General features: G+C 66.9%; 26 protein-coding genes. 10 read left to right on the forward strand and 16 right to left on the reverse strand.

Annotated features, from left to right (window positions below; translation table 11 throughout):
* Nucleotides 1-13 precede the first annotated feature (13 nt).
* From GO592_RS41565 to GO592_RS41580, 4 genes are read right to left on the reverse strand one after another with little or no spacing between them, the layout of a single operon-like run.
* Complete coding sequence (locus tag GO592_RS41565) at nt 14-2,359, reverse strand: TniQ family protein (protein WP_007300059.1); 2,346 nt, start codon at nt 2,357-2,359, stop codon at nt 14-16.
* The gene (locus GO592_RS41570; RefSeq protein WP_007300058.1) at nt 2,356-3,459 is read right to left on the reverse strand and encodes a TniB family NTP-binding protein; all 1,104 of its coding nucleotides are present in this window, start codon (nt 3,457-3,459) and stop codon (nt 2,356-2,358) included. Before GO592_RS41570 ends, GO592_RS41565 begins: the two co-directional genes overlap by 4 nt.
* Entirely contained in the window at nt 3,456-5,597 is a 2,142-nt protein-coding gene (locus tag GO592_RS41575; RefSeq protein ID WP_007300057.1) for a DDE-type integrase/transposase/recombinase, read from the reverse strand. Before GO592_RS41575 ends, GO592_RS41570 begins: the two co-directional genes overlap by 4 nt.
* Nucleotides 5,594-6,334 (reverse strand): TnsA-like heteromeric transposase endonuclease subunit, encoded by a 741-nt coding sequence (locus tag GO592_RS41580; protein WP_012686801.1) that lies wholly within the window; start codon nt 6,332-6,334, stop codon nt 5,594-5,596. Before GO592_RS41580 ends, GO592_RS41575 begins: the two co-directional genes overlap by 4 nt.
* Nucleotides 6,335-6,585: 251 nt before the next feature.
* Here GO592_RS41580 and GO592_RS41585 point away from each other — a divergent pair, with 251 nt between their 5' ends.
* The 5 genes from GO592_RS41585 (at nt 6,586) to GO592_RS41605 (ending at nt 11,951) form a co-directional block, all read left to right on the forward strand.
* A complete protein-coding gene (locus GO592_RS41585; protein WP_012686800.1) occupies nt 6,586-7,758 on the forward strand; it encodes an ATP-binding protein in 1,173 nt (390 codons plus the stop codon).
* A 558-nt stretch (nt 7,759-8,316) separates the two neighbouring features.
* The gene (locus GO592_RS41590) at nt 8,317-8,826 is read left to right on the forward strand and encodes a helix-turn-helix domain-containing protein (RefSeq protein ID WP_237737256.1); all 510 of its coding nucleotides are present in this window, start codon (nt 8,317-8,319) and stop codon (nt 8,824-8,826) included.
* A gap of 220 nt (nt 8,827-9,046) precedes the next feature.
* Nucleotides 9,047-10,000: a phosphatidylserine/phosphatidylglycerophosphate/cardiolipin synthase family protein gene (locus tag GO592_RS41595; RefSeq protein ID WP_202715263.1), complete on the forward strand. Its 954-nt coding sequence runs from the start codon at nt 9,047-9,049 to the stop codon at nt 9,998-10,000.
* A 357-nt stretch (nt 10,001-10,357) separates the two neighbouring features.
* Entirely contained in the window at nt 10,358-10,849 is a 492-nt protein-coding gene (locus GO592_RS41600) for a helicase associated domain-containing protein (protein WP_080512611.1), read from the forward strand.
* A 192-nt stretch (nt 10,850-11,041) separates the two neighbouring features.
* Nucleotides 11,042-11,951, forward strand: a protein-coding gene (locus tag GO592_RS41605; protein ID WP_231869098.1) for an IS5 family transposase whose coding sequence is annotated in 2 segments (ribosomal slippage) — nt 11,042-11,416 and nt 11,418-11,951 — 909 coding nt in all. Because the reading frame shifts where the segments join, the coding sequence is not laid out codon by codon here.
* Nucleotides 11,952-11,998: 47 nt separating this feature from the next.
* Here GO592_RS41605 and GO592_RS41610 read toward each other — a convergent pair.
* The 9 genes from GO592_RS41610 to GO592_RS41650 all read right to left on the reverse strand — a co-directional run bounded on the left by GO592_RS41610 (nt 11,999) and on the right by GO592_RS41650 (nt 20,768).
* Complete coding sequence (locus tag GO592_RS41610) at nt 11,999-12,796, reverse strand: hypothetical protein (RefSeq protein ID WP_007299925.1); 798 nt, start codon at nt 12,794-12,796, stop codon at nt 11,999-12,001.
* Nucleotides 12,796-14,634, reverse strand: a complete 1,839-nt coding sequence (locus GO592_RS41615) for a hypothetical protein (protein WP_012686794.1) — start codon at nt 14,632-14,634, stop codon at nt 12,796-12,798. Before GO592_RS41615 ends, GO592_RS41610 begins: the two co-directional genes overlap by 1 nt.
* A gap of 2 nt (nt 14,635-14,636) precedes the next feature.
* On the reverse strand, nt 14,637-15,053 hold the full coding sequence (locus GO592_RS46800; RefSeq protein ID WP_373418959.1) for a hypothetical protein: 417 nt from the start codon (nt 15,051-15,053) through the stop codon (nt 14,637-14,639).
* Nucleotides 15,054-15,296: 243 nt separating this feature from the next.
* Nucleotides 15,297-15,641, reverse strand: coding sequence for a hypothetical protein (locus GO592_RS41625; RefSeq protein WP_007299928.1), 345 nt, complete (start codon nt 15,639-15,641; stop codon nt 15,297-15,299).
* Nucleotides 15,642-15,668: 27 nt separating this feature from the next.
* Nucleotides 15,669-16,967 carry an AAA family ATPase gene (locus GO592_RS41630; RefSeq protein WP_007299929.1) on the reverse strand — a complete coding sequence of 433 codons (1,299 nt, stop codon included), beginning with the start codon at nt 16,965-16,967 and terminating at the stop codon, nt 15,669-15,671.
* 69 nt (nt 16,968-17,036) lie between these two features.
* Complete coding sequence (locus GO592_RS41635; RefSeq protein ID WP_007299930.1) at nt 17,037-18,227, reverse strand: hypothetical protein; 1,191 nt, start codon at nt 18,225-18,227, stop codon at nt 17,037-17,039.
* Complete coding sequence (locus GO592_RS41640) at nt 18,224-18,418, reverse strand: hypothetical protein (RefSeq protein WP_007299931.1); 195 nt, start codon at nt 18,416-18,418, stop codon at nt 18,224-18,226. Before GO592_RS41640 ends, GO592_RS41635 begins: the two co-directional genes overlap by 4 nt.
* On the reverse strand, nt 18,415-19,671 hold the full coding sequence (locus tag GO592_RS41645) for a vWA domain-containing protein (protein WP_007299932.1): 1,257 nt from the start codon (nt 19,669-19,671) through the stop codon (nt 18,415-18,417). Before GO592_RS41645 ends, GO592_RS41640 begins: the two co-directional genes overlap by 4 nt.
* Complete coding sequence (locus GO592_RS41650; RefSeq protein ID WP_012686791.1) at nt 19,668-20,768, reverse strand: ATP-binding protein; 1,101 nt, start codon at nt 20,766-20,768, stop codon at nt 19,668-19,670. The genes GO592_RS41645 and GO592_RS41650 overlap by 4 nt, the downstream gene beginning before the upstream one ends.
* A gap of 310 nt (nt 20,769-21,078) precedes the next feature.
* On the opposite strand from GO592_RS41650, the gene GO592_RS41655 reads away from it, so the two are divergent.
* Nucleotides 21,079-21,297, forward strand: a complete 219-nt coding sequence (locus GO592_RS41655) for a hypothetical protein (protein WP_007299934.1) — start codon at nt 21,079-21,081, stop codon at nt 21,295-21,297.
* Nucleotides 21,298-21,329: 32 nt separating this feature from the next.
* Nucleotides 21,330-21,626, forward strand: coding sequence for a hypothetical protein (locus GO592_RS41660; RefSeq protein WP_007299935.1), 297 nt, complete (start codon nt 21,330-21,332; stop codon nt 21,624-21,626).
* A gap of 234 nt (nt 21,627-21,860) precedes the next feature.
* Here the strand turns inward: GO592_RS41660 and GO592_RS41665 are convergent, their stop codons facing one another.
* The 3 genes from GO592_RS41665 to GO592_RS41675 all read right to left on the reverse strand — a co-directional run bounded on the left by GO592_RS41665 (nt 21,861) and on the right by GO592_RS41675 (nt 23,325).
* Entirely contained in the window at nt 21,861-22,040 is a 180-nt protein-coding gene (locus tag GO592_RS41665; protein WP_007299936.1) for a hypothetical protein, read from the reverse strand.
* A 132-nt stretch (nt 22,041-22,172) separates the two neighbouring features.
* Complete coding sequence (locus tag GO592_RS41670) at nt 22,173-22,322, reverse strand: hypothetical protein (protein ID WP_007299937.1); 150 nt, start codon at nt 22,320-22,322, stop codon at nt 22,173-22,175.
* A 142-nt stretch (nt 22,323-22,464) separates the two neighbouring features.
* Nucleotides 22,465-23,325: a DUF3800 domain-containing protein gene (locus tag GO592_RS41675; RefSeq protein WP_148222645.1), complete on the reverse strand. Its 861-nt coding sequence runs from the start codon at nt 23,323-23,325 to the stop codon at nt 22,465-22,467.
* Nucleotides 23,326-23,782: 457 nt separating this feature from the next.
* On the opposite strand from GO592_RS41675, the gene GO592_RS45505 reads away from it, so the two are divergent.
* From GO592_RS45505 to GO592_RS41690, 3 genes are all read left to right on the forward strand, one after another.
* Nucleotides 23,783-23,974, forward strand: coding sequence for a hypothetical protein (locus GO592_RS45505; protein WP_231869096.1), 192 nt, complete (start codon nt 23,783-23,785; stop codon nt 23,972-23,974).
* Complete coding sequence (locus GO592_RS41685; protein WP_007299939.1) at nt 23,964-24,461, forward strand: hypothetical protein; 498 nt, start codon at nt 23,964-23,966, stop codon at nt 24,459-24,461. The genes GO592_RS45505 and GO592_RS41685 overlap by 11 nt, the downstream gene beginning before the upstream one ends.
* 118 nt (nt 24,462-24,579) lie before the next feature.
* Nucleotides 24,580-25,104 carry a DUF2441 domain-containing protein gene (locus GO592_RS41690; RefSeq protein WP_007299940.1) on the forward strand — a complete coding sequence of 175 codons (525 nt, stop codon included), beginning with the start codon at nt 24,580-24,582 and terminating at the stop codon, nt 25,102-25,104.
* Nucleotide 25,105 lies beyond the last annotated feature (1 nt).

Raw genomic sequence — 25,105 nt, forward strand, 5'->3', positions numbered from 1 at the left:
GGGATCGCCGCGCTCACTGGGACGTCCGGTGTCGGCGCGCAGCGTCGCCGGTACGGCAGGCCTCGCTCGGTGGGCGAATCGGGATGCCGTAATCCTTCGCGATCCGGCTCATTTGCGGCACGCTGCGCCCCGTCTCGTGTCCGAGTTCCCGCAGTGTTCGCCGCTGGGTGACGTACTGGTCGTGAAGCCATGCCGGATCGACCGGGGGCCGACCGGACTGGGGTGTGATGCCGTGGTGTCGTGCCAGCCGACCTGCCGCCTTCCTGCTGACTCCGATCATCGCGGCGATCTCGGCGAGGGTGCGGCGTTGCACGCAGTAGAGGTCGACGAACTCCGTCCGGCTCACCGCCTCCTCTGCCGCGGCCTGGGTTGCGCGTCGTCCGAACCGCTCTGCGGCAGGGGGCGATGCGGGTGCTGGGTGGTTTACGAGGAGGTGGCGGATCACATCGAGGGTGGTGTCCAGTTGCCGTGCGATCTCCGACAGCGCGGTGTGGTCGCGGCGGGTCAGGTCGTGGAGGGCGGCGAGGTCCACTGAATTCGGATCGGGTCCGGGCAGGTCAAGCCCGTCGAGCAAGTCCCGGGGTGGATGCCAGTAGACCGGTTCCTCGCCCAGCCCCTGATCGTCGAGGAACCGGTGGGCCGCCGCGTCGACCTGCGCGGCCAGGGCGGGGGTAAGGGCGCGCGGGAACTCGGACAGTTTCGCGCGGACGTCGTAGCCGGCCGCGAGGAACGGGGAACGGTCGGCGGGGAGCCCGCTGAGTCGTTCGAACAACAGGCAGCGGGCGAAGTCCGCCTTCTGACCGGCGCCGGGGGGTGTTCCGGTCCGGCGGCAGATCTGTTTCCACATGTCGTCGGGTAGTAAGCCGCGGTAGTCCAAATGGCGCCGCCGCTCGTAGTCGATCGGTGGCGGCTCGGCGGCGAGGTGGTCTGCCAGCCGGATCAGCGCGGTCAGGGTGTCGTCCCACCGAGGAGAGCTCCGCAGGCATGCCAGCGTGCGGGTGACCCCGTCGGCTCGGACCGCCGATCCCAGGCGGTCGGCGGCCTCGCCGACGGTGAGCGTGGTGCCCACCAGCATCAGTGCTGCCGACAAGGCCGGTCGGACCTGCGCCGGGCTGCACGGCGGCACCGTGAACCGCAGCGACCATTCCGGCCAGAGCAGGGTCGGGATGCGGCGGGCGGCGTCGTTCACGGCGGTGGCACTGACAGTCGGGTAGCTCGGGAGGTCGGCGGCGCTGCGATACCGCAGCTGATCGACGGCGCGCACGAACAGGGGCCGCAACGCGGCGAGCTGGACGGCCGCCAATCTCGTGCTGGTGGCGCTGCCCCAGTCGCCCTTGACGCCGGCGTTGACCTGCCGGCCCAGGCGCCGACCGCCGTGCACCAGCCACCGCAACGCCTCACCGGCGTCGGCGATGTCGGGCCGATCCAGCACAGCGGCGGCCGCGGTCACCGCAACGGCGGTTGCGATCGCTCCGCCGGCACCAGAGAGCTCCGATCCTCGTGACGTCAGTGCTTCCGATGCGGAAGACGACCGAACCCGGGCCAGCGCGTCGGCGAGGCCGGCGGGGACCCGCTCGGCAATCTCCGCGTCGGTGCCGTAGACAAGGACGCGGGATGCGACTGCGTGCAGATCGGCCAGAACCTCGCGGGCCCCGAGGGGACGCTCGGCGTATACACCGAAGGTGCCCTGGCCGGCCGCGAGGACATCGAGCACGAGTTGCTGGGCCCACAACGCCGGGTGATCCGCGCGTAACCGCGTCACCGGTGCCGAGGTCAGGTCCGCCCCGCACCGGGCGAGCCCACTCGGCGCAGCGGTGTCCGCACTCCAGTGGGCGCAGCGGCCCGGACTCGGAATCACCTCACGGAGGGGACGCCTGCACCGTTGGAAGCCTCCGCAGTGCGGGCAGGTATCCGCCAGCAGGCAGTGATGTTCGCTGCAGGCGAATACGCACCCCAGCCGCCAGCGCAGTTGCCATCGCCCGCCGGAGACGGCGAGGCAGGCCGGGCAGTATCGGGATCGTCGTCCGCGACCCCACGGCAGGCCCGCGGCCGCACGTCCCTTCCTACCGTTCAGCGACAGGGCGATGCCGTCGTAGCGGGCCAACGTCATCGCTTCGACAGTGGCCGCGGGCAGTTCCGCCGCCGCCGCGATGGTGTCCACTTCCCGTGGAGGCAGGTGCACCGGCCACACGCTCGGGCGCCGAACCCTTTCGGCGGCAGTCCGGTCCTCGCGGTGCAGGGCCGTGTCCAGGTCACCGAACGCCGTGCCGGTGCGGTGCGCGATGGCCTCGAGCCAGGAATCGATTGCCTCGCCGGGCAGCGGGGCGACCCGGATCGGCAGGGACCGCACCCCGGTCATCGGCGGCGGCGTGTCGGCCGGGTGGTGATGCGCCGCGCCTCGAGGGCGGCCGCGAGTTCTCGCCGCGCGGTCTCGGCGTCCTCGTCGTTGCTCACCCCGTCCAATACGCCGGCGTCGAGGCGCTCACGGCCGGTGACGACGGCGCGGTGACAGCCGCGGTTGATCAGCACCATCAGCGACCCAATGTGGCCGGTGCTGCGGGTGAACAGGTAGTCCGAGAGGTCGTCGGCGAGCATGCCGGGATATTTGTCGGCGAGCACCAGTCCCTGTTCGATCGCCAGCAGCATGGTCCGCCATTCGCGGCGGCCGGTGTCGGTGTCGATGAGGAACGGCTGCATCCCCACCAACGTGGTGCGCCGCGCTGTCTGCGCCTCGGCGAACAGGCCGCGTTCGGCCAGCTTCACCCCGACAAAGACCACGGTGACCGGGAACTCGTTGGCGATGTACTTGAAGTGGTTGCTGATCTCGACGCCGCTGGTGGCGTGCATGCGCAGGAAATGCAGATCATCGACCACCAAAAGTCTTGTCTCACATGATGTCACGCAGTCCAGGGCGCGGCGGGACAGGTCGGCGCTGGTGCCGCGGGTGGTCCCGGGGTGGGCGTAGAACTCGAGCATCGCCCGGTTGAACTCCTTGAGGCCGGTGTTGCCGGTCAACCCGACCCGGCACACCGGCCACCGCTGGTGCCCGTCGCGGGTGTGGGTGCCCTTGATCCGGATCTCGCGGCGATGAAACGCCTTGGCGAACGCCAACACCGACGTCGTCTTGCCCAGGCCGGGATAGGCGTCGATCGCGACCGCCCCCTTGGCCTTGTCGCCGAACTGGAGGTTGCTGTCGACCACGGTCGAGAGCTGCTCGTGCAACGCGGTCAGTTGCGGCGTCCGGATCGGCCCCAGATTCGCGTGCCACAGCTGCCGGAAATGGTTGTAGACCTCGGCGTCGTCCGCGCTCAACGCCTGCAGCTGCGTGCGGGTCAACACCGCCGGCGCGACCAGAGCGGGCGCGTCGGCGAACTCCCGCCACCCCTCCTTACGGGAGAGCGCCACATTACCCAGCGGCGCGCAGTCCTGCAGACGCTGCCGGATCAGCGCGATCGTCACAGGTACTCCAGCGCATCCGCGTAGAAATCGTCGCCGTCGTCGGGTCGGTTCAGCTCGTCCTCGGCGTCGTCGTCACCGATGTCCTTGCCGTCCTGCGCGGCGTAGACCGGCGCCGTCGCGTCGTGACGCGTCACTGATGGCGGTCCGGTCGCGTCGGTCGGTTCGTCCGGGTCGAGGTCGAGCGCGGTGTCCTCACGTGCCATACGCAACGCCATGCGGCGCTCGGTCATGCTCGACCCGAGGCCGAGGTTCCAGCGCTCGAGCAGGTCGGCGACCGCGATCCGGTCGTCGGGGTAGGTGTACTTCGCCTTCGCCAACCGGCGCGCGAACGCCAAAGCGTCCTCACTCAGCGGCATCTGCATCGACCGGGCGTGCTCCCACTCGAGCGGATACCACCGCCGCGAGGTCGGATCCCGCAGATAGACCCGGGTGACGTCGTCCGGGTCGACATGCAGCGGCCACCACCGGCCCTTGCCCTTTCCCCGGTCCGGGTACGGGCTGGCACCGTCGCGGCACCCGGGCGGCAGATCGCCGTGGTAGCGGCGACCGTGCACCTCGAAACCGTAGTGCTGGAGGGTGCGCCACTCCACCTTGAGGAACTCGTATCCCAGGTCCGGATCGCGGGGCACCTCGATGTAGCCGGCGCGGGCGATGCCGTGCTCGAACATCACCGCCGGCGACATCTTCACCGACGGCAGATGCGGATCGAGCAGGCTCTCGTGCGGCCGGTGGTGATACACCACCGCCACCCACTCCCGGATGATCGCCTCCAACTCGTCGAGGTAGAAGAATGCCTCCGACTCCGGCGCCACCCCCCGCGAGTGCACGTCCGGTCCCTTGTACCCGGGCAAAGCCTGCAACAGGTCCTCCCGAATGGTGCGGAAGAACCGCTCGACCGGCCCCTTGTCGCGGCCGGTCCGCAACCGGGCCGGCTGGATCGAGATCCCCATCCGCTGACACACACTGGTCAGATGCTCGGAGACGTAAATCTTGCCGTGATCGATCACGATGGTCTCCGGCGCCAGCGCCGGACTCGCCGCCCCGGCGATCGGACCGTCGATCGCCGAGGCGTCGACCAGCAGGGACCGGGGAATGCCGTGCTCGGGCCACACTGCATGCGCGGGCCAGTCCTTGCCCGCCGGTCGCGGCCGGAACGCCTGATACAACGTGGCGGCGGCGTCCACCGCCTTCGTCGACACCGGCGTCAGCCGGATACCGACGATACAGCGGGTGTACCAGTCCATTCCCACGGTCAGCTCGGCCTGCACCCAGCGCAATGTCACCGGATCCAGGGCGAACACGTCCAGCCGGGTGGTGTCCATCAGCAGGTACTCACCTGGTCGGGTCGGGCGCAGCTTCCCGTACGGCTCGTCCGGTCGGGCCGCGATATCCCGATTGCGTTTGGTGCTCAGCCGGAACGTCGGATGCCGCCGTTCCAACTCCTCGAGCACCCGAAACGCCGTTGCCCGCGAGGGCAGCCGCACCACGTCCGCCCCGAACCGGGCGACCGCCCGGGCATTCGCACGCTCGATCACCATCGTCCGCGACGGCCGCGACTGATCGGTGTGCTCGACCATCACTTCCAGGGCCGTCTCCACCCACCGGTCATCGGTTCTCGTCGAACTCACTGACGAAGGGTCGCGCCGCACCGCCAGCCCGGCCTCGCCGGCCTTCTGGAACTTGCCGGCCCAGCGCTCGATCGTGCGAACTCCGACCCCTAACTCGGCGGCCTTCGCGGCATACCGGTCCGACAACGCGACATTCTCGCTGTATTGGGGGCGAGGCTCGCCGGGGCCGGCGATCAGCGGGTTTCCGGATCGATATCCGGTAAGTACCTCGCGCACATGGGCTGCTCGCGCGGTGAGTTGCTCCTGCTCGGTCGTGGTCAGCTGGGCCAGGACTACGCTGGCGACTTCCTGATCATCGTCGCTCGCCGGGCCGGGGCTGTCCGGGATCACCCTGGCGCGTTCGCACGCCAGGAGTTCCTTCAGCGCGAAGCGTCGATACTGCCGGCCGGTCGCGTCCTTGACGACGACCTCGTTCCCGGAAGCGGTCGACACCATCTCCACTACCTCGACGGTTTCGCCGTCGTAGAGGAACCGAGTCCCGACGCCGACTCGCACACCCGCGCCGCTCACGAACGCTCTCCCAGCACGCTGTCCGAACTCAGGGTCTTGCTCAAGTCGACCGTGAAATGGTGTCGCCACAATAAGTGCAGGACAGTCGATCGCATGACAGGTTCCGGCCGGTCGGACAGGCATCGGACGGCCTCACCGAGCGTGGCGCCGTCCAAGTCGACCGAACGCAGATCCGCCAGCAAGTCGTCGTCGAACAGCCAGTCACGGCGATACCCGGCGAGGAATCGGACATTGCTCAATTCTGTCTCCGCCGGTTCGCTGGCAATCTGGTACCGCCATCCACGTGACTCCACCACCTGCCGCGTCCACGCAAACGTCTGCATGACCTCCGGTTTCGCCAGTCGCCAAGCGGGTTTCACGTCAACAACAACCGGACCATCGTCGCTCAGCAGCAGATAGTCCGGCACGTGCCGTCGTCGCGCGCCCGCCACGTCGGCTTCGAGCAGGAACGGCTGAGCGAGAATGCGCCGCACCGAGCGATCGAAATCTGCCAATAGCAGTCGAGCCAACTCCAGCCGCGACTCGTAGATCACCAACGCTTGCTCCGTGCTGGACCAATACGCACCGGAATAGTGCTTCTGACCGTGATACCAGCGGAACGTTCGCCACGGCGCAGCGGCGCCGACCAGCGACTCCGGCACTAGGGCGTCCCAATCAGCCTCGCATTCAACACCATCGGCGCTGCGGCGGACGTTCGCCACAACCGATGTCGGGCGTGGATCAAGATCAACGACCATCAGACAACCTCGATGCCGAAGCGGGCCACACCACCGCAGCCCTCACCATCGATCATCACCCCGGTCGACCCAATGACCTTGCATTCAAAATGGGCGTGTCTCACACCGATGGCGGATCCGCCATCGGCCCGCCACTCGCCGTGAGATTCCGCCACCGATCTCGAGACCCTACAGGAACCGGACCTCTCGGCACCTATCGCAACTTATAGAGGTTTATGGCATCCTTCCCATAACCCTCTATACTTACCGATATGGATCCTGCGCTGAACCCGTTCAAACCCGGCTCGGGCCTGCGACCCCCGGCTCTGGAGGGCCGGGACCAGGAGCGCCAGGAGTTCGATCTGCTCGTCGCCCGCAGCAAGCGAGGCAACTATGACCGCGGGATGGTGCTCTCCGGGCTCCGCGGGGTCGGCAAGACCACCCTGCTCAACAACCTGGCCGAGCACGCCGAGCGGCAGGGATGGTTGGCGATCACCATCGAGGCCAGACCGAACGAGGCCGGGATCGCCGCGGTCCGCGCCCGCCTCGGCTACGAACTCGCCGTCGGTCTGCGCCGCTTCAGCCGCAAACACCAGCTGCACAAGGTCATCGACGATCTCGTCTCCCTCGCGAGGGGTTTCACCCTCGGTGTCGGCCTGGGCCCGGCCAAGATCGAAATCGCCCTCGGTGGGCGTGCCGCCAGCGGCGACATCGACCTCGACCTCGAGGAGTTGGTCGAAGCGATCAGCGACGTCATGCGCAAGAAGGGTGCCGCGTTCGGACTGTTCATCGACGAAATGCAGGACCTCGACCCTGATTTGCTCGGTGCCTTGCTCGCGGTGCAGCACCGTGCCAGCCAACGTGAATGGCCGTTCTTCGTCATCGGTGCCGGTCTGCCCAGCCTACCGGCGGTGCTCGCCGACAGCCGCTCCTACGCCGAACGGCAATTCTCCTACCGGACCATCGGCCCGCTCTCCCCGGCCGATGCCGCCGACGCGCTCCGGGTCCCGGTCGAGGCGCACGGGGGTGCGTTCACCCCGGACGCGCTCGAGATCCTTGTCGAAGCCAGCGGCGGCTACCCGTACTTCCTGCAAGAGTTCGGCAAGGCGATCTGGCACACCGCCCCCACCTCCCCATTCGATGCCGAGGACGCCCACACCGCGGTCGAAGAGGGCCGTCGAGCACTCGATGACGGGTTCTTTCCGTCTCGGTGGATCCGGGCCACCGATCGGGAGCGCCGGTACCTGCGCGCCATCGCGGAAGCCGGGGAGCCCACTCCTCGGTCCGGGAAGGTCGCCGCAGCCATGGGGGTGGCGACGACCGCGGTCAGTGATGTCCGTGATTCCGCCATCAAGAAGGGCCTCGTCTGGTCTCCCGAGCACGGTCGCATCGCGTTCACCGTCCCGGGAATGGCCGACTTCATTCGACGCCAGCCCACCGCCTGAAACTCCTACACTCACACGCCATCGGCTCTCGCGGCGTGCGCCGACACACTGCAGAAGAAAAGGTGTGTTGCCTGAGAAAACCACCCGAGGCACGGGGAAACGTCCTTCGACAGCAGACACCCGTACTCACGAGTGAGCAGTCACCTGTAGTTCACGAGTGAGATGGTGGCCTTGCTTGTGCGCCGGGTCATCCGGGGCCGACCGGTGTTGAGCGTCTCTGCATATGACGACCACGGGGCCACCAACCGTCACCCGTGATGCAGATGGGTTCCGGGCAGAGGGCCGATCGTCTGCATCGTCACCGTGCCGAGGAACGAGAACAGCCGTGATGAGCGATGCCGGATCGGGCGGACACGACCGTGCGGTGACGGCGGCGACGTCGTTCGTCGTCCGGCGTGACGGCGTGCCGTGAGAAGCGCTGCTACCAACACGAACCGGCCCCTGGTGCGATTGGATGTAGTCGTCGACACTGGTCCCACCATGAGCGGAGTCATCGGCTGTGATCGTCATACGCCGGCCCGAGGAGGCCGACACCTTCCTCGACGCCGGCACCATGCGATGCCCGCAGTGCCGGGGCACGGTGGCCAGGTGGGGACACGGGCGTGCCCGCACCGTCCGCGAGACGACCCTGACCGTGCGCCCACAAGGGTGCGCTGCCGCGACTGCGGCGCCACGCACATCCTGTTGCCCACCGCCCTGCAGGTGCGCCGGGCCGACACCGCCGAGGTGATCGGGAATGCGTTGGCCCACAAGGCGAAAGGCCTGGGGTTCCGGAGGATCGCCGAGCGGATGGGCCGCCCGGAATCGACCGTGCGCCGCTGGCTACGTCGCACTACCGGTGAGCATGTGCAGTGGCTACATCGCCGGGGTACCGAGCGGCTGGGCCTCGTCGCCCGCGAGGCGTTCTGCACCATCCGGTACGTCGGGAATCCGCTCGGGGACGCACTGTGCGTCCTGTCGGCGGCCGCGGTCGAGGATCGTCGCCGCTTCGGGTTCCCCGATCCACCGTGGGACCTGATCGGGATCTACACACAGGGACGTCTGCTGTCCCCACCCCGCAGCGGCTGACAAAACTGTCCCGTCCGGTCTTGCCGTGCCCGGGTACGTCCGTCATCGTGCCGATCGGCGGCGTTCACAATGACGCACAGCAGTCACCGTGCCGACGGGCCCGTCAGCCTGCCGACGAACGGCGACACCTGCGTCTGCAAATTCCGTGACGCCATCGTCTGCATTCTCAGCGACGGCCAACAACCGGCCGAAGCGGTCATCCCCGCTACCCTTTTCGGGTATGGGGATCACCTTCCACGGGCCGAGTCCGTGGCCGCACATCACCCGCGCCATCCGCACGCGCGGACCTCGGCATGGCGCGATCGCCTACCTCGGAGAGGACGCGCCCACTCTGCTGCCGCTGCGTGCCGGGGACGTCCTCGTCGTCAACGCCTCGAGGGCCGCGGTGCGCGCACACGCGACCTCCCCGGCCGCGCTCGCGCACTACGTGGACGCCGGGGTGCGGGTGCTGTCGTCACCGAATCTGCACGCCAATGTGATTGTCACCGATCGGCGGGCGGTCATCGGTTCCGCCAACGCCTCCCACAGCTCCACCATCGCCGATGAGGCCGTGGTCATCACCGAGGACCCCGACATTGTCGCCGCCGTGCGGAAGTTCATCGACGGTATCGAGGAGATCACCGAGGTCGACCAGGTGTTTCTCGACAACGCCACCGCTATCTGGCAGATCGGCCGCGCCGTCCCCCTGCCCGGGATCGGCGGCCGCAACCGTGCCGAACCCGACTTCCTCCCCACCCCGGTAACCCGGATGTTCCTGTGGCACATCACCGACTACCAACCCGGCGCCGCGGAGGAACACGAGCGGGCGGCCCACACCAGCCGCCACCGTACGTCTGCGGGGCCGGCGGCGACGTACCAGCTCGAATGGTTCCGCATCGACACCCCCGGCGGCCGCGGGCAGCTCCAGCGCGGTGACGTCCTGCTCCAGGTCACCGCCGACAACGAATGGCTCTACCCGCCCGCGGTCGTGGACTCCGATCCGATCGCGATCCCGCACACCCGCCGAGCGGTGGCGTACCAACTGCGCACCCGAATGGACCTGGAGCCGATCGCGGTGACCGACGCAGAAGTATGGCTTGCCGACGTCGGGCACCCTAATCCCCGGCTGCGCACCGACCACCGCATCGTCTCAGCCAGCCTGCGAGCCGCGGTGCTCCGACTCTGGAACCTCTGAACCGAGAACCGATCCGGACGTTTCCAGGCTTGACCTGTGAATACGCCATGTCCATGAGGGTGACGGCGTACCGACATCGCCGTGGCACAGGCTGGAGTGATCAGGCCAGCGCTAGGACGCGGGAGCGCGCTTTCCTCCACCGGGGGACGGGCCCAGGCCCTCGGCGTGCCGGTGCGCGAGCGCGAAAGGTCTCTTCACGCTGGTGATCAGACTTGTGAGTTCCACCGGCTCTCGCACCTGCCAAGTTGCAACCCAACACGTGTCGACTTCCGTGACAGATCGTCAAATAGGTTGACATACTTGGGGTAATGACTATCCGGGCAACGCTTGACGGCTTTCACAAAGGATGTGATTTCGATGCGGGCAAACCGGTCCTCAGCCTCACCTCTGCAGCTCTACGCTGCGTTTCGCCGCCATCACCCCCGAATCGTGGTGCCCGTCGACTATGTCACCGAATGCGGTTTTCGACTGGGACTTTGGCAGGACCGCCAGCGGGTTGCCCGTATGCTCGGCACCCTTCCGCCCCAACGCATTGCGCAACTCGATGCGATCGGGTTCGTGTGGAGTGATGACGATCTTCCACTTCCTGCCGTGTCACCGGCCGACGGCAAGCGGCGACGGATGCTTTCCGAAATTGCCGCCTACCGCGAAGAGCACGGCGACGCACTCGTTCCCGCGAACTATGTCACTGCCGACGGTGAACAGGTAGGCCAGTGGCTCTACCAGGCGGTGAAGAAGTGGCGAGCCAACGCATTGCCCGACGACGAGAGGCGTCCACTTGCGGCCCTCGGGGTCTCCCCCGGACCACGCCCACGGGGGCCGCGAATGTCAGCACAGCCTGTGGGATAAACATCCCACCCTCTTGTCTATGGAGGCAATGGGCGCGCTCGCCCCTCTATCCGGCGGACAGCGGTAGTTGACCCGCTGGGTGGGCAGACCGCTGTCCCCGGCCTGCCACGCCCACGGCGAGGTGAGGAGCACGGTGTCGATCTAGGGTGTGTCTCCCAATGATTTGTGGTGTTGTGCTGCAGACTCTTCGGTGTGGCAGACGTTGTTGATCGGTTTGAGGTGTTGACGGACAAGCAGTGGGAGTTGCTCGCGCTGCTGTTGCCCAGTTCCGATGGGCTCCGGGGGCGGAAGTTCCGGAACAATCGTGTGGTGGTCGAGGGGATGCTGTATCGACTGCGGACCGGGTTGCCCTGGCGAGATCTCCCGTCGCATTTCGGGCCGTGGAAGACGGTGTGGAAGCGACATCGCCGCTACGCCGGAGACGGAACCTGGGATCGGGTGCTGACGGCTCTGGTCGCGATGGCCGACGCCGGCGGGAACCTGGACTGGGCGGTCTCTGTCGATTCCACAGTGGTCCGGGTCCATCAGCACGGTGCGAACGCCGCCCGCCACACAGGGGGATCTACCGAATTACACGAACCTCGGTGACGAGCCTGCCGATCACGGCATCGGCCGGTCGAGGGGCGGATTGACCAGCAAGGCGCACCTGGCGTGCGACGGTCACGGGCGCCCGCTGTCGGTGCTGGTCGGCCCAGGCCAAGCCGGTGACAGTCCGATGTTCGCCCACGTGCTGGAGGGCATCTGCGTGCCGCGGCTCGCGGGCGGAGCGCACCGCACGCGCCCCGACGAGGTCCGGGCCGACAAGGCGTACTCATCACGGGCAAACCGGGAACTGCTGCGCAGCAGAGGCATCAAGGCGGTGATCCCCGAGAAGACCGATCAGGCAGCGAACCGGGTGAACAAGGGCCGCGCGGGCGGGCGGCCACCGAACTTCGACCCGGAGTCCTACAAGGGGCGCAACGTGGTCGAACGGGCCTTCAACAAGGCGAAACAGTGGCGTGCGGTGGCCACTCGCTACGACAAACTCGCCCTCACCTACCGCGCCGGATTCCTGCTCGCCGGCATCGTCGAGTGGCTCAAGTTATTGGGAGACATGCCCTAGCAGCCCGGTGGACCTTCGGCGCGGCCAGCCGAGGTAGTGGAGGACTGTTAGATCCAGTCGATGTGGACGGAGTCGATGTGGTCGAAGTGGAATCCGAACTGGTCGCTGTACTTGTCGAAACCCTTGTTCTCGGGGTAGTCGAGGGTGGCGTGCCGCTCGAGCAGTGCCACGACGCGGGCGTGATCGTCGTTGGCCAGTGCGGCGGCCAGTTCGCGGGACTCTTCACTGGTGAACGGTGTGTCGGAGTTCGCGAAATCCAGGGTGCGGACCCGGTAGTCGTATCCCTCGTCGGCGCCGTTGCGCACCATGACACCGCCCTTGACCCGGATGACGGCCTTCTTCGGTGTTCCGTCCGGTCGCAACACGCCGGCGCGTTTCATGATGTCCTGCGCCTTCACGTTGCGGAGTTTCTTGCTCGCGTCGGCACGCAACTCGTTCGTTTCACCGGACCGGTACCGGGACACGGCGGAGCGGGACCGGCCGATCTTGGCGGCCACGGCATCGACACCGCCGAGGCGTTCGATCGCGGCACGGCGCTGGGCTCGCTCGAGGACGTCCGGGTGGGGGATCCGGCCTTGCTGCGCCCACCGGCGCAACGTGCGAGCCGATGGGGGTGTGCGGCCGGCATCGATCGCCGCCTGCCGCAGGCCCTCGTTGCCGAGTTCCTTGCGCAACTGCTTGACCGAGACCTTGCTGGTCAACCCGGCGAGTCCCCCACTCTTGACCTGCTTCGACTTCTCGACACCGCTGGTGGCGGCGTTGGCAACGGTAACCTTGAGTCCGTCGAGGCCGACCGCCTCCTGCGCGGGCTTCTTGGTGCGCGGCTTCGGGAGATGCAGGGCCATCAGTCCTCCCCTTCCTCTTCGTCGTCGGCGGCGTCCTCGTTGTCGGCGAAGGCGGCCTTGATCGCGAGGTTCACCTCGTGAACGTCCTGCGCCGAAGTGAAGGCGGACAGGAGGGTGTCGGTGAGGACCACGTCCTTCTCGACCGACATCTTCCCCAGCGCCTCGCTTGCGTCGGCGATGTCCTCACCGCCGGCGAGGAGGTACACCCAGGAGTCGGTGACGGTGCGGACCGGCCAGCGGCCGTGCTCGCGGGCAATCCGCATCGCGACACGGCGGCCGCGCCACCGGCAGTGCGCGATGATCGACGCCCGCCAGAGCGGTTGGTGGTGATGTTGCATCTGCTTCGCAGTCCACATGTCCGGGTTGACCATTCGCCCGATGTAGCCCTTGTAACAGGTGCCGAGGAACCGCTTCGTCGCGTCGTCTTCGGTATCGACCGCGGCCTTGCGGGCCTCGCGCAGGATTTTGGCCCACTTGTCCAGCGCCCGGCCCTGCTGTGGGTAGACCCAGGCCTCGGTGATGTCGAGGTCGCCCCGGTCGGCGCCGATTCCTCCGTCTGCCACTGGTGAGCACAGCCCGTCGAGGCTGACCGTGGTCACCCAGGTCTGTACCGGTTGGTCCGCGAGCATGTGGGGGTGCGGCAGAGGTAGCTTCTCGGGCAGCGAAAGTGTTTGCCCGGGCGGCAGGGTGATCCGCCACAGCCCGAACGGTGCACCCTTCTCCCCCACCGCCGCAGTGGCCGCCGCGTCCCCGGTCAGGTGTGTGGGCTGCCCGTAGCCGAATTCGAGCATGCCCGCGGAGGCGAGGTAGGCGGCGCGTTGGTCAATCGAGACCAACCGGTGGGCGTTGTCGAGGTCGTCAGACTCCGGGACGCGGGTCCAGCCGACAGCAGGTTCGAGATCTCCCCGCGGCGGGCCGTCCAGGGGTGGAACCGAGCCGGGTGCGGTGACGACGATGCCTTTGCCGCTGCGGGTGCGTTCACGCTTGATCTTGTCGACGAGGGCGGCGCCGGTCCGGGCGGGCGTCGGTCCCGGGAGCACCCCGAGGTGCTTGGCGCACCAGGCCAACCGGCGACCGAGTTCACGTGCCGCCGACAGGTCGTCGTCCGGGAGATACGTTCCGGCGGTGGGTGAGCCGAGGATGCCCATGTCGCCGACGCGGTTGTGCCAACCGAAGTCCTTGTTCCAGTAGGTCCACACGTACGGTTCGATCACCACATCGACCATGGAGGTGAAGTTCCCGATCGAGCGGGACAGGTGCACCACGTGCCCCGGTTCGCCACGGAGTTCCCACCCTGCATTCAGCAGTGGGGTGAGGGTGGCGTGGAGGACGGCGGTCAGTTCTTGGGCGGCGCGGTTGCGAAGGGCTTCCATGTCGTCGACGTCGTCTTCGCTGCCGGGGTCGATGATCCACCCGAGCAGTTCGCACGCGGCCTGTCCGACGACCCAGATCTGTGCGGGGGCGCCCAACGGTGTCAGCGCGGCCCAGCGGATCAGCTTGTCCAGCTTCTCGACCGAATCGACCGAACCGGTCAGTTCCCGCCCGGACGGCGTGTAGGTCCCGTCGGCGGTCACGATCAACGCATGGCCATCGGCTTCCTCTCCTGCGGGCAATGCCTCCCATACCGGTGCGGGTGGTGTTGCCGCCGGCTCGGTCGCCGATGCATTCAGCAGATTTGCGGCAGCGGCGGTTGTCGTCGGTTCCGCCGAAGCTGGTTCCGCTGGAGCTGTTTCCTCCGGTGCAATCTCGGTGGCATCGTCGCCAGGCTCCGGGGCGGGTGCGGGAGGTGCTGGTTCGTGCAGGTCGAACAGTGCAATCTGCTCCCACGGACGGGTCACGTTTACTGCTCCACGATCCGGCCCTCGATGTCCGCCGGCGGTACGTGGTGGCGGTCGAACAACTCCTGCAGGGCCACGTCAACCACGCTGGTAACCGAGAAGTTGCGGTTCTTCACCAGCCAGTTCAGCCGCGCCTCCGTCGAGGCCAGAACCCGAGTATTGAGTTGCACTTTGGTCGGACCCCTCCGCGGTTCCAGCTTCGCTAGCGCCCCCACGGTCGGTGCCATCACGTCGGAATCTCCTCCTGCGCTGAGAACTTCATCCTGCGATCGCACTGCACGTCCGTTCCCCACCCCCGTCGGACGCTGGCGAGCGCCCTTCCGCTTTCCGGCCTGCACCATGCCTCGCTCCTCTGCTGCACTCCGGGACGGCCACTGACCAACCCGCCTACGGCCGCGTATTTCCGGGACCTTCGGCATTCATGCTAGAGAAGGACTCGCCGAATCACACGCATCTTTACTCGCGTGTCTGCACGCATTTTGACACGCAGGTCGACACGCGGAATGAAACGCAGGTGGGCCCGCAGAGTGACACGCATCAATCAGCGCGGTCGATGCGGGTGATGGCCACAGGCGAATCGGGAAGTACCGGTCCCCGGCGCACCCGGTGCCGGGGACTGCCGGCCGAACGGGTCCTTGGGACCGTCCAGCCGTCAGTTCCCTTTAATCCGCGCCGTACAACTCGGCGGTGTAGTGGACCGCTCCCCTTCGCTGTGCTTCGTCCCAGTCGACGCCCATCGCATCGGCCAGATGGTGCAGATCGCCGAGGAAGTCCCCGAAGACCGTCATGGCCTCCTCCTGATCGGTATTGCAGATTCGGGCGTAGGTGATCAGCCCGTCCCCTGCCCGCAACGCGCGGACGCCGTTGTCGTGGACCTGAGAATCGTCGTCGTACTCGTAGGTGAAGTTCGGTCGGATCCTCCCCGCGAATGCGGCTGCCAGCTGGGCTGGTGAGTCGACGTCCGCCAGTCGTTCTGCGTGGTATGCGGTCATGATTTCATCGGACATTGCGTAAATCCCTTTCCTTTTGAGTTGCTACACAGCGGGAGTGCGGTGCAGCGCGGCCAACAGGGCGGTATTGGTGGCGTGCGCGGTCGAGGGTTCGGTGTTGGCGAGTACCTCGGCGCTCGCGTCATCGATGACGACGCTCATGTGGGCGCGGTGGCGGGAGAGCATCACGCAGGCGCGGCCCGGATCGAGGCTGAACGGTTCGGCGGTGCGGTATCCGGCCAGCGGATGCAGCACCACCACAGCGGCACGCTCGAGCCCTTGCAGTGAGTTCGCGGTGCCGACCAGCACGTCCGGGTGATCGGACAGGAGGGCGCGGATCGCCGCCGCCTGCGTCACGTGGGGAACCACCACCGCGATATCGGCGGCGCTCATCGGTCGCTGGTCCTCGGCGGTGACCAGGACGGCGTCGAGCAGCTCCCGCGCCCGCTGTGCGCACGCGGTCACCAGCGCCGGATCGGACGGGCCACCGCAGACCGTGACCGGGCGGTGCGCCAACTCGGGCACGACTCCGCCAGCGTCGGTCAGGTGCTCCGGTGGTCGTCGGGAGGTAAACGGCAGGTCGGGGTAGAACAACGGCCCGATCAGGGCGGTGGTGTCCGCTCCGAAGCGCCAGGTGTGGCGCAGCCGGACCACGCCCACAGCGTCGCCGTGTGCGGCTTGCAGCGCGATCGGTCCCGGCAGGTTCGGGGCGGTATCGCTGCCGTCCCATCGCGACACGTCGCCGGTCACCACCGGATCGATCTGACCGGGATCGCCCACACAGACCACCTGCCTTGCCATGGCGCCGAGTGCGCCCAGATCGGCGTAGGTGCATTGCCACGATTCGTCGACGATCAGCACGTCGGCGCCGACCCGGTCGGGGTCCGAGAACAGCCATCGGGCGGTCGTGCCGATCAGGATCGCGCCCACGTCGCCGGGCCACCGCACCTTCTGCCCCGACACCGCTGGCGTCTCGCCGCTGTCGGGTTTCGGCGGTTTCGTTTTCCACATCAGTGCAGCGCGATCGGTGAGGGTGCCGAGGCGCCGCGCAATCTCCACTGCCTGTTCGCGGGTCTGGGCCGCGATGCCGACACGCAGATCGCCGCGGTGCGCCAATGCCGCCGCGAGCAGGGCAACCAGTCGGGTCTTGCCCGCACCGGGTGGCGACGGGACGACGACGGCGGGATCACCGGACCACACCGAGAACAGCACACGTGCGGTGATCGGATCGGACATGATCTGCGATCCCGGCCACTGCGTGAGCGACGGCGCGCTCGGCCTGGGTGCCGGTGCGCTCGAGGGTGCCGGTTTGGGGATATCGGGTCGGGGGGCGAGGATGCGCATGACGGTGCAACCTTTCACGAAAGGTGATGTGAAGCAGGAGTTTTTGGGTTGTGGTGCAGGCTGCCGGGGCTAGTCCTCTGCGCCCGCGATCAGCACGTCGAGGGGAACCTCACGCCGCGCAGCGACCGGTGTTTGGCCGGTGGAGAGCCAGGAACGGCGGGCACGGTAGAGCCGCCAGTATCGGCCCCGACCCGCGCGCATCGTCTGCGGGGACGGCGGCCCAGGCATCAAGCACACCCTTGCTCCCGGTGCGGGGGCGTGTGCGCCGACCGAGCCGAGACCGAGGACTAATTTTCCCTCTACGACCTGTGCCGAGGTGACCTCGACAAAGAACCGCTCGAAGGGCTTGTCCGCTGGGGTGCCCATCCAGCCGGTGACCTCGGATCCGACGCGTAACCGTGAATCGAGCCGATCACAGGTCACCGACAGCGATGCGTTGCGCCGACGCGACCCTTTCGGCGGCGGGGTCACCGATGCCACCCCGACCGCCACGTGCCCGGTATGGACTGCGCGTTGCCGCCAGAGCGGATCATCGAGCAGGGCGGCAGATTTCAACTCGGCGGCATCGCATCGGGTGCGCAGTCCCATGGCGGCGCTGGCAGTGTTGTCCGGACGCGACCAGTCATGCCCGGCCGTCGCTGCCGACAGCGCGCGGTCCCACGAATAGCGGTCGTCCTCGTGAATCGGCTCCAGTAGTGGTAGCAGCGGCCCGCCGCTGATCTTCGCGGCCCACTCATGCAAGCCGCTGACGCCGTCATCGCAGATGCGCAGCCACTGCCGCCACGTGGTCGCCGATCGTTCGGCCTCCGGGGTGGTGCCGAGGACGTACCGCGCCGACGACGCGGCCACCAGATTCACCACCGCCGACGTGCCGGGATGGTCTGCCCGATCCGCCCACCACGCCACCATGGCCGCCGCTCCGGCCACCTGCGGGTCCGGGTGGTGTGCGTGCGCCCGCGCCAGGGTCACCAGCGCGGGCAGGGTGCCGGTGTCGTCGGTGAGCAACGGTGCCGGGTCGCATCGCCCCACGATGGTGCCGCCGTGTGCGGCCAGCAGTCCCAGGGCATCCACGTCGCGGGCGCGTTCCTCGCGGCCCTCGAACCCGGCCACTGACACGGTGACGCTGCCGCCACGTGCCACCGCGCGCACCGCCAGCGCCGCCGTGGACGCCGCGAACGTGGTGTGCGTGAGCCGAGCGACCGGCGACCGGGTTTCGGCGGCATAGAGTCGCTGAGCGAGGTCGAACCATTCCACGCTCATGCAGCTCCCCGCTCCTCGTCGCTTCCCTGCACCGGATTCGCGGCACAGCGCCAACCGGCGCGCAGTGCCGTCGCCGCCGCATCGGTCGCCGCACCTGCCACTACCGCCGCGACCTGGTTCGCGGTGATCCCGGTACCGGCCAACACTCGGTCGGCGTAGCGGACCAGGTCGCCGTTTCCTGCCGCGCTCATGCACGCGCTCCCGCGCCGACCGGCACGTACACCGTCGATGCCCACGACGGTGTACGTGCCGCAGCCGTGTCGCTGCCGATCACCGCGCACACCAGATGCGACCGCGACGGGCGATCCGGCCACGGCGTATCCCCGTCCGTCAGGACGATCACCACATGCGGCTGCGGACGCGCAGCATTGGCGGCGTCGATACCCACCCGCATGTCGGTGCCGCCGCCGATCAGTTTCACGTCCGCGATGGACCGAACCGGCTGCGCCGTTGTGCTCGACGCGTCACAGGCCAGAATCCGCACCCGATCCCGTGACACACCGCCAGCCCGCAGCACCCCGGCAACCTCACTCATCGCCGCATCCAGATCGTCTGCCGACATCGATCCCGAGGTGTCGACCACAATCGAGACCGTGATCGACGGGCCGCGCATCGCCGGAGCGACTATGCCCGGGATCCCGCGCCGCGACGGCCGCGAATACGTGTAGTTCGTCCGCCCCGCCTGATCCGCCAAGACGCGCCGGATCGCCGCACGCAGCAACCGATCCCACGCCACGGTCGGCGGTGCCAGTACCTCACCGGCCCACCGCACCAGCCCGGCCGGGGCGCTCCCCCTGCCCTTTCCCGAAGACTCACGAACGGCCTGCGCGACGTACCGCCGCACCAGGTCTGCCTCCGCGCCGTCGAGACCTTCGGTGACCTCATTCCCTGCCGCACCCAACTCGCCGGGCACGGCAGGGCACCCCGCACCGGACCCGCACCCCGGATCACCGTCGCCGTCTGCGGGTGCGTTCGGAGATGGAGAGGCAGACGGATCGACCAGGTTCGTGTAGTAGTCCTCCGCAATGCCTCCCGATGCGCAGCCGAACGACTCCGGGGTGATCACCCCTTCGGGCAGTCCGACACCGGCCGCGAGAAGGTCATCGTTGATTTCCGCATCGGCGGCGTAGTTCCACGCCAGGTGCTGGACCGGTTTCGGCAAGGACGCGGCGCGCGCGGCATGTGCCCGCAGCAGGTGCCCTACTTCGTGCAACAGGACCGCACCCGCCACCGGGACCGGCCAGGCGTTCGCACCGACCAGCAATGCCGGATCAAGATACAACCGCCACTGCGCATCCACCGCGAACGTGCCCAGCCCCGGCGCAGCCACAGGTTGCGCCGCGAACAACGCCCGCATGAAGTACGGCATCTGTTCGGCAGAGACCAACCGGGCCAACCGAAACGGGCGCAACTCGTCCGGGTCGAGTACCCGCACCGCGCTCACGCCGCCTCACCGACCAGACCCGCAGCCACCAACATCGGGGAGAACCGTTTCGCCGCAGCCGGAACCACAGCCTTGGCGGGCCGCGCCTTCGCCAACGTCCGCGCCGCAGCGCCCGCCACATCAGGTGCACCCGCTTCCGCAGCCGCGATCAGCGGCCCCCACGCGCTGCGCCACGCCTCGACAGTGCCCCGCCCCGCAGCCCACGCCGTCACACCCGACAGAACTGCCCACACCAGGTCCGGACGAGACTGCCAGTCGAACGCCGTTTCCGGATTCTCGATCACCGCCACCGGGTCGGGCAGATCGGCATTCCTGCGCCATTCCAGGAACTCGACACCGGTCCCCTCACCGATCAGCCCGAACACCACCGCATTGATCGCCGCGTTGTCGTCGTCACGCAGATGCGGCAACACCGCCGCCAACATCGCCCATGTGCGGCGCGACGGCCACGCTCCCCCGGTCTGCGCCGCCGACGACGGGAACGCGTCCAACGCTTCCGGGTTGCGCTGGACATATCCGGTGATCGAACTACGCACCAGCGCCACGCGCTGTTCGTCCGTCGCCACCGCACGCGAGGCGGGCGGCGTAGCCCACCCCGTCGCCATACCATCCAACCACTCGTCAACAGACGGAGTGAACTCCACATGGCAGAACCGATTCGCCAATGGCGCTTCCAGTTCGTACCCACCGGCAGCGCAATCGGGAGGATTCGCACCCGCAATCACCCGCGTTCCCTTCGGCAATTGCAGATCACCGACCTTCAGGTCCAACGCGACCGCGAGCATCGCCGCCTGCACCGCAGGCGGACTCGTCGTCAACTCGTCCAGAAACAGATAGCCGCCACCCTCGGCGTGAATGCGCTTCGCCCAGTCCGGAGCCTCCAACGTCACCCCGTGCTCACGCACCACCGGCAGGCCAGCGAAGTCGGCCGGTTCACGCAACGACCCGAGGACCGTCTCGCACAGCACCCCGTCCGACGCCGCCAACCCACGAACCAGACTCGACTTACCCATACCCGGACCCGAGATCAACAACGACGGAACACCAGCCCGCCCATTCGCATCCAACACCGTCACAGCAGTCGCCAAATCAGCCACAGAAAATCCTTCAGAGTCGAGCGAGTTGGTCAGTCTCGCTACCGAATTAGACTCCTCGATTATACGGTCTGACCTGCAGAAATAGGGGTTTTGCGCTCGTCCCGCGTCCCCGGCGCACCCTGTGCCGGGGACGCGGGACGAGCGCCCACCCTGCACCGCGCGGAAAGATCGTCTGCGGGCCCCGCGGAGGGATCAAACATCGCCGGCCGCGGCACAATCCTGTTTTCCGCCACGCCCCCGGACGAGCCGTTCGATCGAGACCTGATCTAAAGAGGAGAGGTTGTCGGAGGTGAGGTCTACGCTGCCGCTCATGAATCTGATTCAGCGCACCAGTCCTGAACCGCAGGCGTTCAGTAGTCATGGTTTCAAGATCCCGCGCCCCAGCGGTGAGCACAGCGCCCGCATCTGGCAGGCTGCCGAGACGTTCGGCAAGGACAGCAATGCTGTGTCCGAGGCGACGTTCCACGCGGTCGTCGCCCTCGAAGCCGAGGTGGTTGCCCTCCGCCGCGCCACAGGTACGTCTGAGTAACTTCACCGACCTGAACCGAAAGGCACTCACCCATGCTCCCCCGGATCCAGGAGTCTCCGACTCGCATTCTGTCCGCGACGCTCACCGTGTCCGATCTGCTCGACTTCCAGAGCACCGACGAAGCACCACTGCTAGTGGAGGTCGACACCACGGACGACGACGGCCGAACGTACCGTCAGAGTCATATCGTCGCCAAACTCTCGGAGAAGCACGACACCGTGAAGGGTCACCACGAGTTCACCATCTGCTTCGCAGACCCCACGCTTGCGGCGCACACGTACGGTCCCGAAGACACGGTGACCATCCACCGCATGTTCTTCGCGCCGTGACCGGGGGAGCAACCAAACCTTTGCTGCCGATCGCTCCTGGTCCTTGTGGGCAGGATCCGAGACTCATTGTCAATAAGCCTGGCTCGTCTCCCCACGCTGCATCTTTCTGGGGATTTCGCACGCTCGACGCGCGGACCTCATGAATATAGGGGTCGGTGTCATGAAATCTGACCCCACCCCACGGGCAGGCCGCCGGATCCTCGAATATCGCGCGGAGGCGTGCGCGATATGTACTCACACACAGGAGGCCGGCGCTGACAAAAGAGGAGGGAGACCACACAAGGTGGCGACCGCCACCAGTGCCGCGATTCCACGGACCTTGGTCCAGAAGGCCGACTGGCGGGCGATGTCGACCTCTTCGGCGCGCTCAGAGCGGCGCAGCTCCCCCGCGACCACGAGGTCTGCCTCAGCCATCTCCCGCGGCTATCGCGTCGTCCCTCTCGGCGTTGCCGCTCGAGGAGTGCCAACAGCCTGGGGTCGACTGGGGCGGTTCCGAGTTGACGGATCAGTTCGCGGAGCAGGCAACGGGGGGCAGGGTTGACATCATCATTTGTCCCCTGATTGCGGATCAATTTCGTCGAACTTGAGATTCCCCTCGCGTGCCGCCTTCGCGAACCGCAGAACGATCTTCGCGAACACGTCGTCGGGCGCCGGTCCGACGGTCTTGACCCACTGGTTGATCTCTTCGTCTGTCAATCGTCGCCCCCACCTCGATCAGCAAATCCCTGGGCTGAAATTCTCCGTATTGGCACACAACCCTGTAACGTGGGCGACAGCGCTCAACCTTTCCCAATGGATTGGCTAGGCGCTAGCTGCCCCCCAGCCGAGCTGGGGGGCCTTATCTTTTCCGTATGACAACGCCAGGCGCGCCGTTGCGAGTGACACTGTTGACCACCCTGTGCGTCGCCAAACCAACGTGACGCCACATGTCCGACGGGCAGACCTCAGCCACCTTCTTGCTCGGAGGCATGTACGTTCTCCAACCTGCGTACGCCACCATGTCCGCTGTCTGGATTAACTGCGAATTATGCGATGCCCGCGACACAGGATCGTCCAGGAACAGCGTCCCCTTTGACCTGATCTGGCCAGAACCGTAAGCGCTGCCCGCGGTCAAATGCCGTCGGGCCTTGCGAAATTCTCTTCGCACCGCATGGTCCTCACCCTCGTCATGAAGGATCATAAGCGTCGACTTCTCTTTGGTGCTTGTGCGCTCCAAGCGGTTCAACAACGTTTCCCACGCCATGTGGAAACACTCCTGACCAGAGAGTTTGGTTGCCTCCTTGTCGACAACCACGGTGAATGCGCGTGCGCCGATTTCATGGAGCATCTTCAGATGGCCGCGGTAGACGAGATGCCGAATGCCCGGAGGCAACGCGAGAGCCTTCAGCGGGCCTCCGCCGCGGATGAGGTAGTTCGCCTTCAGCTCCCAGCGCTGATTTATCCCGTACGTCTTGGACAAACGCCGCCGAAAGTCGAGCATCTTGTCGAATGCTTCCGGCCACTGCGAGTCGTCGATCAAGACGCAACCGAGCGCGTAACAGTTGGTACCGCCCTTGGCGATCAATCCAGTGTCACCGGTCTCATCGATGTAGGCCATCAGCACCAGGTGATTATGCCGATCGTGACCGACAGCGATCATCACTGGGTTGCGCAGATATCCGAAGAGTGAATGGGAGGCCACGGCGGTCACCGGCGGCATGACACCCTGTCCCACGAGACTTCAAGCTCTCCGACGTCGGAAGGACCCGCCACACACCATGCCCATTTGAACTCTCTGGCTCGGCGCCGTGCTGGTCGTCGCTGGTCAGGCACCCAGATCACACATCGGGCCTCGGCAGCCCGAGCCCTCTGGCTGCTCGCCGTGCTCGCCTTCGCGGCCGCTGCCGTCGGGGCGGTGACCGTGTCGAGTTCTCGCTGCCCCTGCTGCTCACCGTGTTTGTCCCGATCGCGGCGACCATCGCCCTGAGCGTGGTCACCAGTGATCCGAAGAAATCCGTGGCCTCGAGAAGGGACGCCGAATGATCACAGCGATCTGCGCTATGGTCCTCGGTGTACTGCTCGGGGGATCGGACCTGGTTGACCGGTGGCGCACAGTCCAGTCGAAGCGGGTGCGTATCGCCTAGATCGCCACTAGTCTCGACCGCTTCCAGTGGTTGGTGCTCGAGGACCTCGCTGAGGGACGCCACCAGTTCCTGTACCGAGATCGCAGACAGGGGAACAAGCAGGTCATCGCGCTCATCGCAGCCCAAGAGCGCGCCACCAAGGTCGGTATCCCCGACGAACTGGCGGTGTACCGCCTGGCCGACCAGATCATCCGAGAACGGGACAAACAAGCCCATGCCCGCTGATCGCGGCAGCGTCCACACCGACTCCGACCAAGCGCTGCCGCACCTGGCCACCGATGACGTCTGGGCAGATTCGCACATCATCACGGCGGCCCGCACCGGAACGAATATTGAGCTGCAGATCCACACGTCCATCGCACCGTTCGGCGCCGCGGCCGAGGCGTGGTTCCCCGCGGCTACCGGGTTCACTGTCACCGTCATCGTGCACACCGTCGATGCGCAGACGGGCGAGCCCCGGTATTTGCCGCCCGCCGAGCCCGCCGAGTGGGCGCGGACGATCTTCTCCACCGTTGACGCCCCGCACGGGTACTTTCTCGGCGCCGTCGACCCAGCGACCGGCGTCCACCGGGGAAGTCAGCTCGCATATCGTCTCTACCTCGACAGCACTCGACGCACAATTCCCGTGCCCCGTCAAGTGGTCACCTGCCCGCACTACCTGCTCGCTGCCCTCGACGGCCGAGCCGAGGTCACCATCGATACCACCGCTTGACCAGCCGAGCGCCGCCCGCACGTACGTCCCTCCTGGTGGACACCATTTCGACCATGAGGAGATGGGGGCGGTCGGATGGTGAGTCGACTATCACTCACAGCTAGAGAGGTTTTCAGAAATGCCGCGCTTCTACACCGTCGACCGGAGAGGGACCCTTCACGAGGGACTGTCGCTCGGGCTCACCCGCTTCGACGACGTCGAACCGACAGCGCTGCAACAGCACCTCGACGTGCTGTTTCCCGATGGCGTTGCCGCGCACGGTGAGATTAACTTCGTCAACGCGGCCGCTCAGTTTCAAGTCACAGATCATCTGATCGAGCTGATATGGGAGAACGTGCGTCGGGCACACTTTCCGACCGCACCGTCTCGTTTTCAATCTGCCTTCGCAGTGGACACACTCGACGAGGCCCGCGCCTTCCGCACTGCCTTCGATCCGACTGAAGCAGCGAAGATCTGGCAGGTGGAGACCGATCACGACGGATTCCGGGCCAACATGGAGCTGCTCCGCGCCCCTGGCACCGCTCTGATGACGTCGTATCACTCCTATTGCTACTGGTCCCAGCAAAGCCCGGACCACGAGGTGCCCGTGACATGGGAGGTACTCCTGAGTCCACCTATCCGGGTTCTCGGCCCCGCCGAATAGG

This window comes from Rhodococcus sp. 21391, assembly GCF_016772255.1.
Lineage (GTDB): Bacteria > Actinomycetota > Actinomycetes > Mycobacteriales > Mycobacteriaceae > Rhodococcus_F > Rhodococcus_F opacus.

Bases quoted from the DNA above. Each gene is read 5' to 3' on its own strand.
- GO592_RS41565 (WP_007300059.1), bottom strand. From the start codon at position 2,359: ATGACCGGGGTGCGGTCCCTGCCGATCCGGGTCGCCCCGCTGCCCGGC.
- GO592_RS41580 (WP_012686801.1), bottom strand. From the start codon at position 6,334: ATGGTCGTTGATCTTGATCCACGCCCGACATCGGTTGTGGCGAACGTC.
- GO592_RS41585 (WP_012686800.1), top strand. From the start codon at position 6,586: ATGGATCCTGCGCTGAACCCGTTCAAACCCGGCTCGGGCCTGCGACCC.
- GO592_RS41590 (WP_237737256.1), top strand. From the start codon at position 8,317: ATGCCCGCAGTGCCGGGGCACGGTGGCCAGGTGGGGACACGGGCGTGC.
- GO592_RS41595 (WP_202715263.1), top strand. From the start codon at position 9,047: ATGGGGATCACCTTCCACGGGCCGAGTCCGTGGCCGCACATCACCCGC.
- GO592_RS41600 (WP_080512611.1), top strand. From the start codon at position 10,358: ATGCGGGCAAACCGGTCCTCAGCCTCACCTCTGCAGCTCTACGCTGCG.
- GO592_RS41610 (WP_007299925.1), bottom strand. From the start codon at position 12,796: ATGGCCCTGCATCTCCCGAAGCCGCGCACCAAGAAGCCCGCGCAGGAG.
- GO592_RS46800 (WP_373418959.1), bottom strand. From the start codon at position 15,053: ATGCCGAAGGTCCCGGAAATACGCGGCCGTAGGCGGGTTGGTCAGTGG.
- GO592_RS41625 (WP_007299928.1), bottom strand. From the start codon at position 15,641: ATGTCCGATGAAATCATGACCGCATACCACGCAGAACGACTGGCGGAC.
- GO592_RS41630 (WP_007299929.1), bottom strand. From the start codon at position 16,967: ATGCGCATCCTCGCCCCCCGACCCGATATCCCCAAACCGGCACCCTCG.
- GO592_RS41635 (WP_007299930.1), bottom strand. From the start codon at position 18,227: ATGAGCGTGGAATGGTTCGACCTCGCTCAGCGACTCTATGCCGCCGAA.
- GO592_RS41640 (WP_007299931.1), bottom strand. From the start codon at position 18,418: ATGAGCGCGGCAGGAAACGGCGACCTGGTCCGCTACGCCGACCGAGTG.
- GO592_RS41655 (WP_007299934.1), top strand. From the start codon at position 21,079: ATGAATCTGATTCAGCGCACCAGTCCTGAACCGCAGGCGTTCAGTAGT.
- GO592_RS41660 (WP_007299935.1), top strand. From the start codon at position 21,330: ATGCTCCCCCGGATCCAGGAGTCTCCGACTCGCATTCTGTCCGCGACG.
- GO592_RS41665 (WP_007299936.1), bottom strand. From the start codon at position 22,040: ATGGCTGAGGCAGACCTCGTGGTCGCGGGGGAGCTGCGCCGCTCTGAG.
- GO592_RS41675 (WP_148222645.1), bottom strand. From the start codon at position 23,325: ATGCCGCCGGTGACCGCCGTGGCCTCCCATTCACTCTTCGGATATCTG.
- GO592_RS41685 (WP_007299939.1), top strand. From the start codon at position 23,964: ATGCCCGCTGATCGCGGCAGCGTCCACACCGACTCCGACCAAGCGCTG.
- GO592_RS41690 (WP_007299940.1), top strand. From the start codon at position 24,580: ATGCCGCGCTTCTACACCGTCGACCGGAGAGGGACCCTTCACGAGGGA.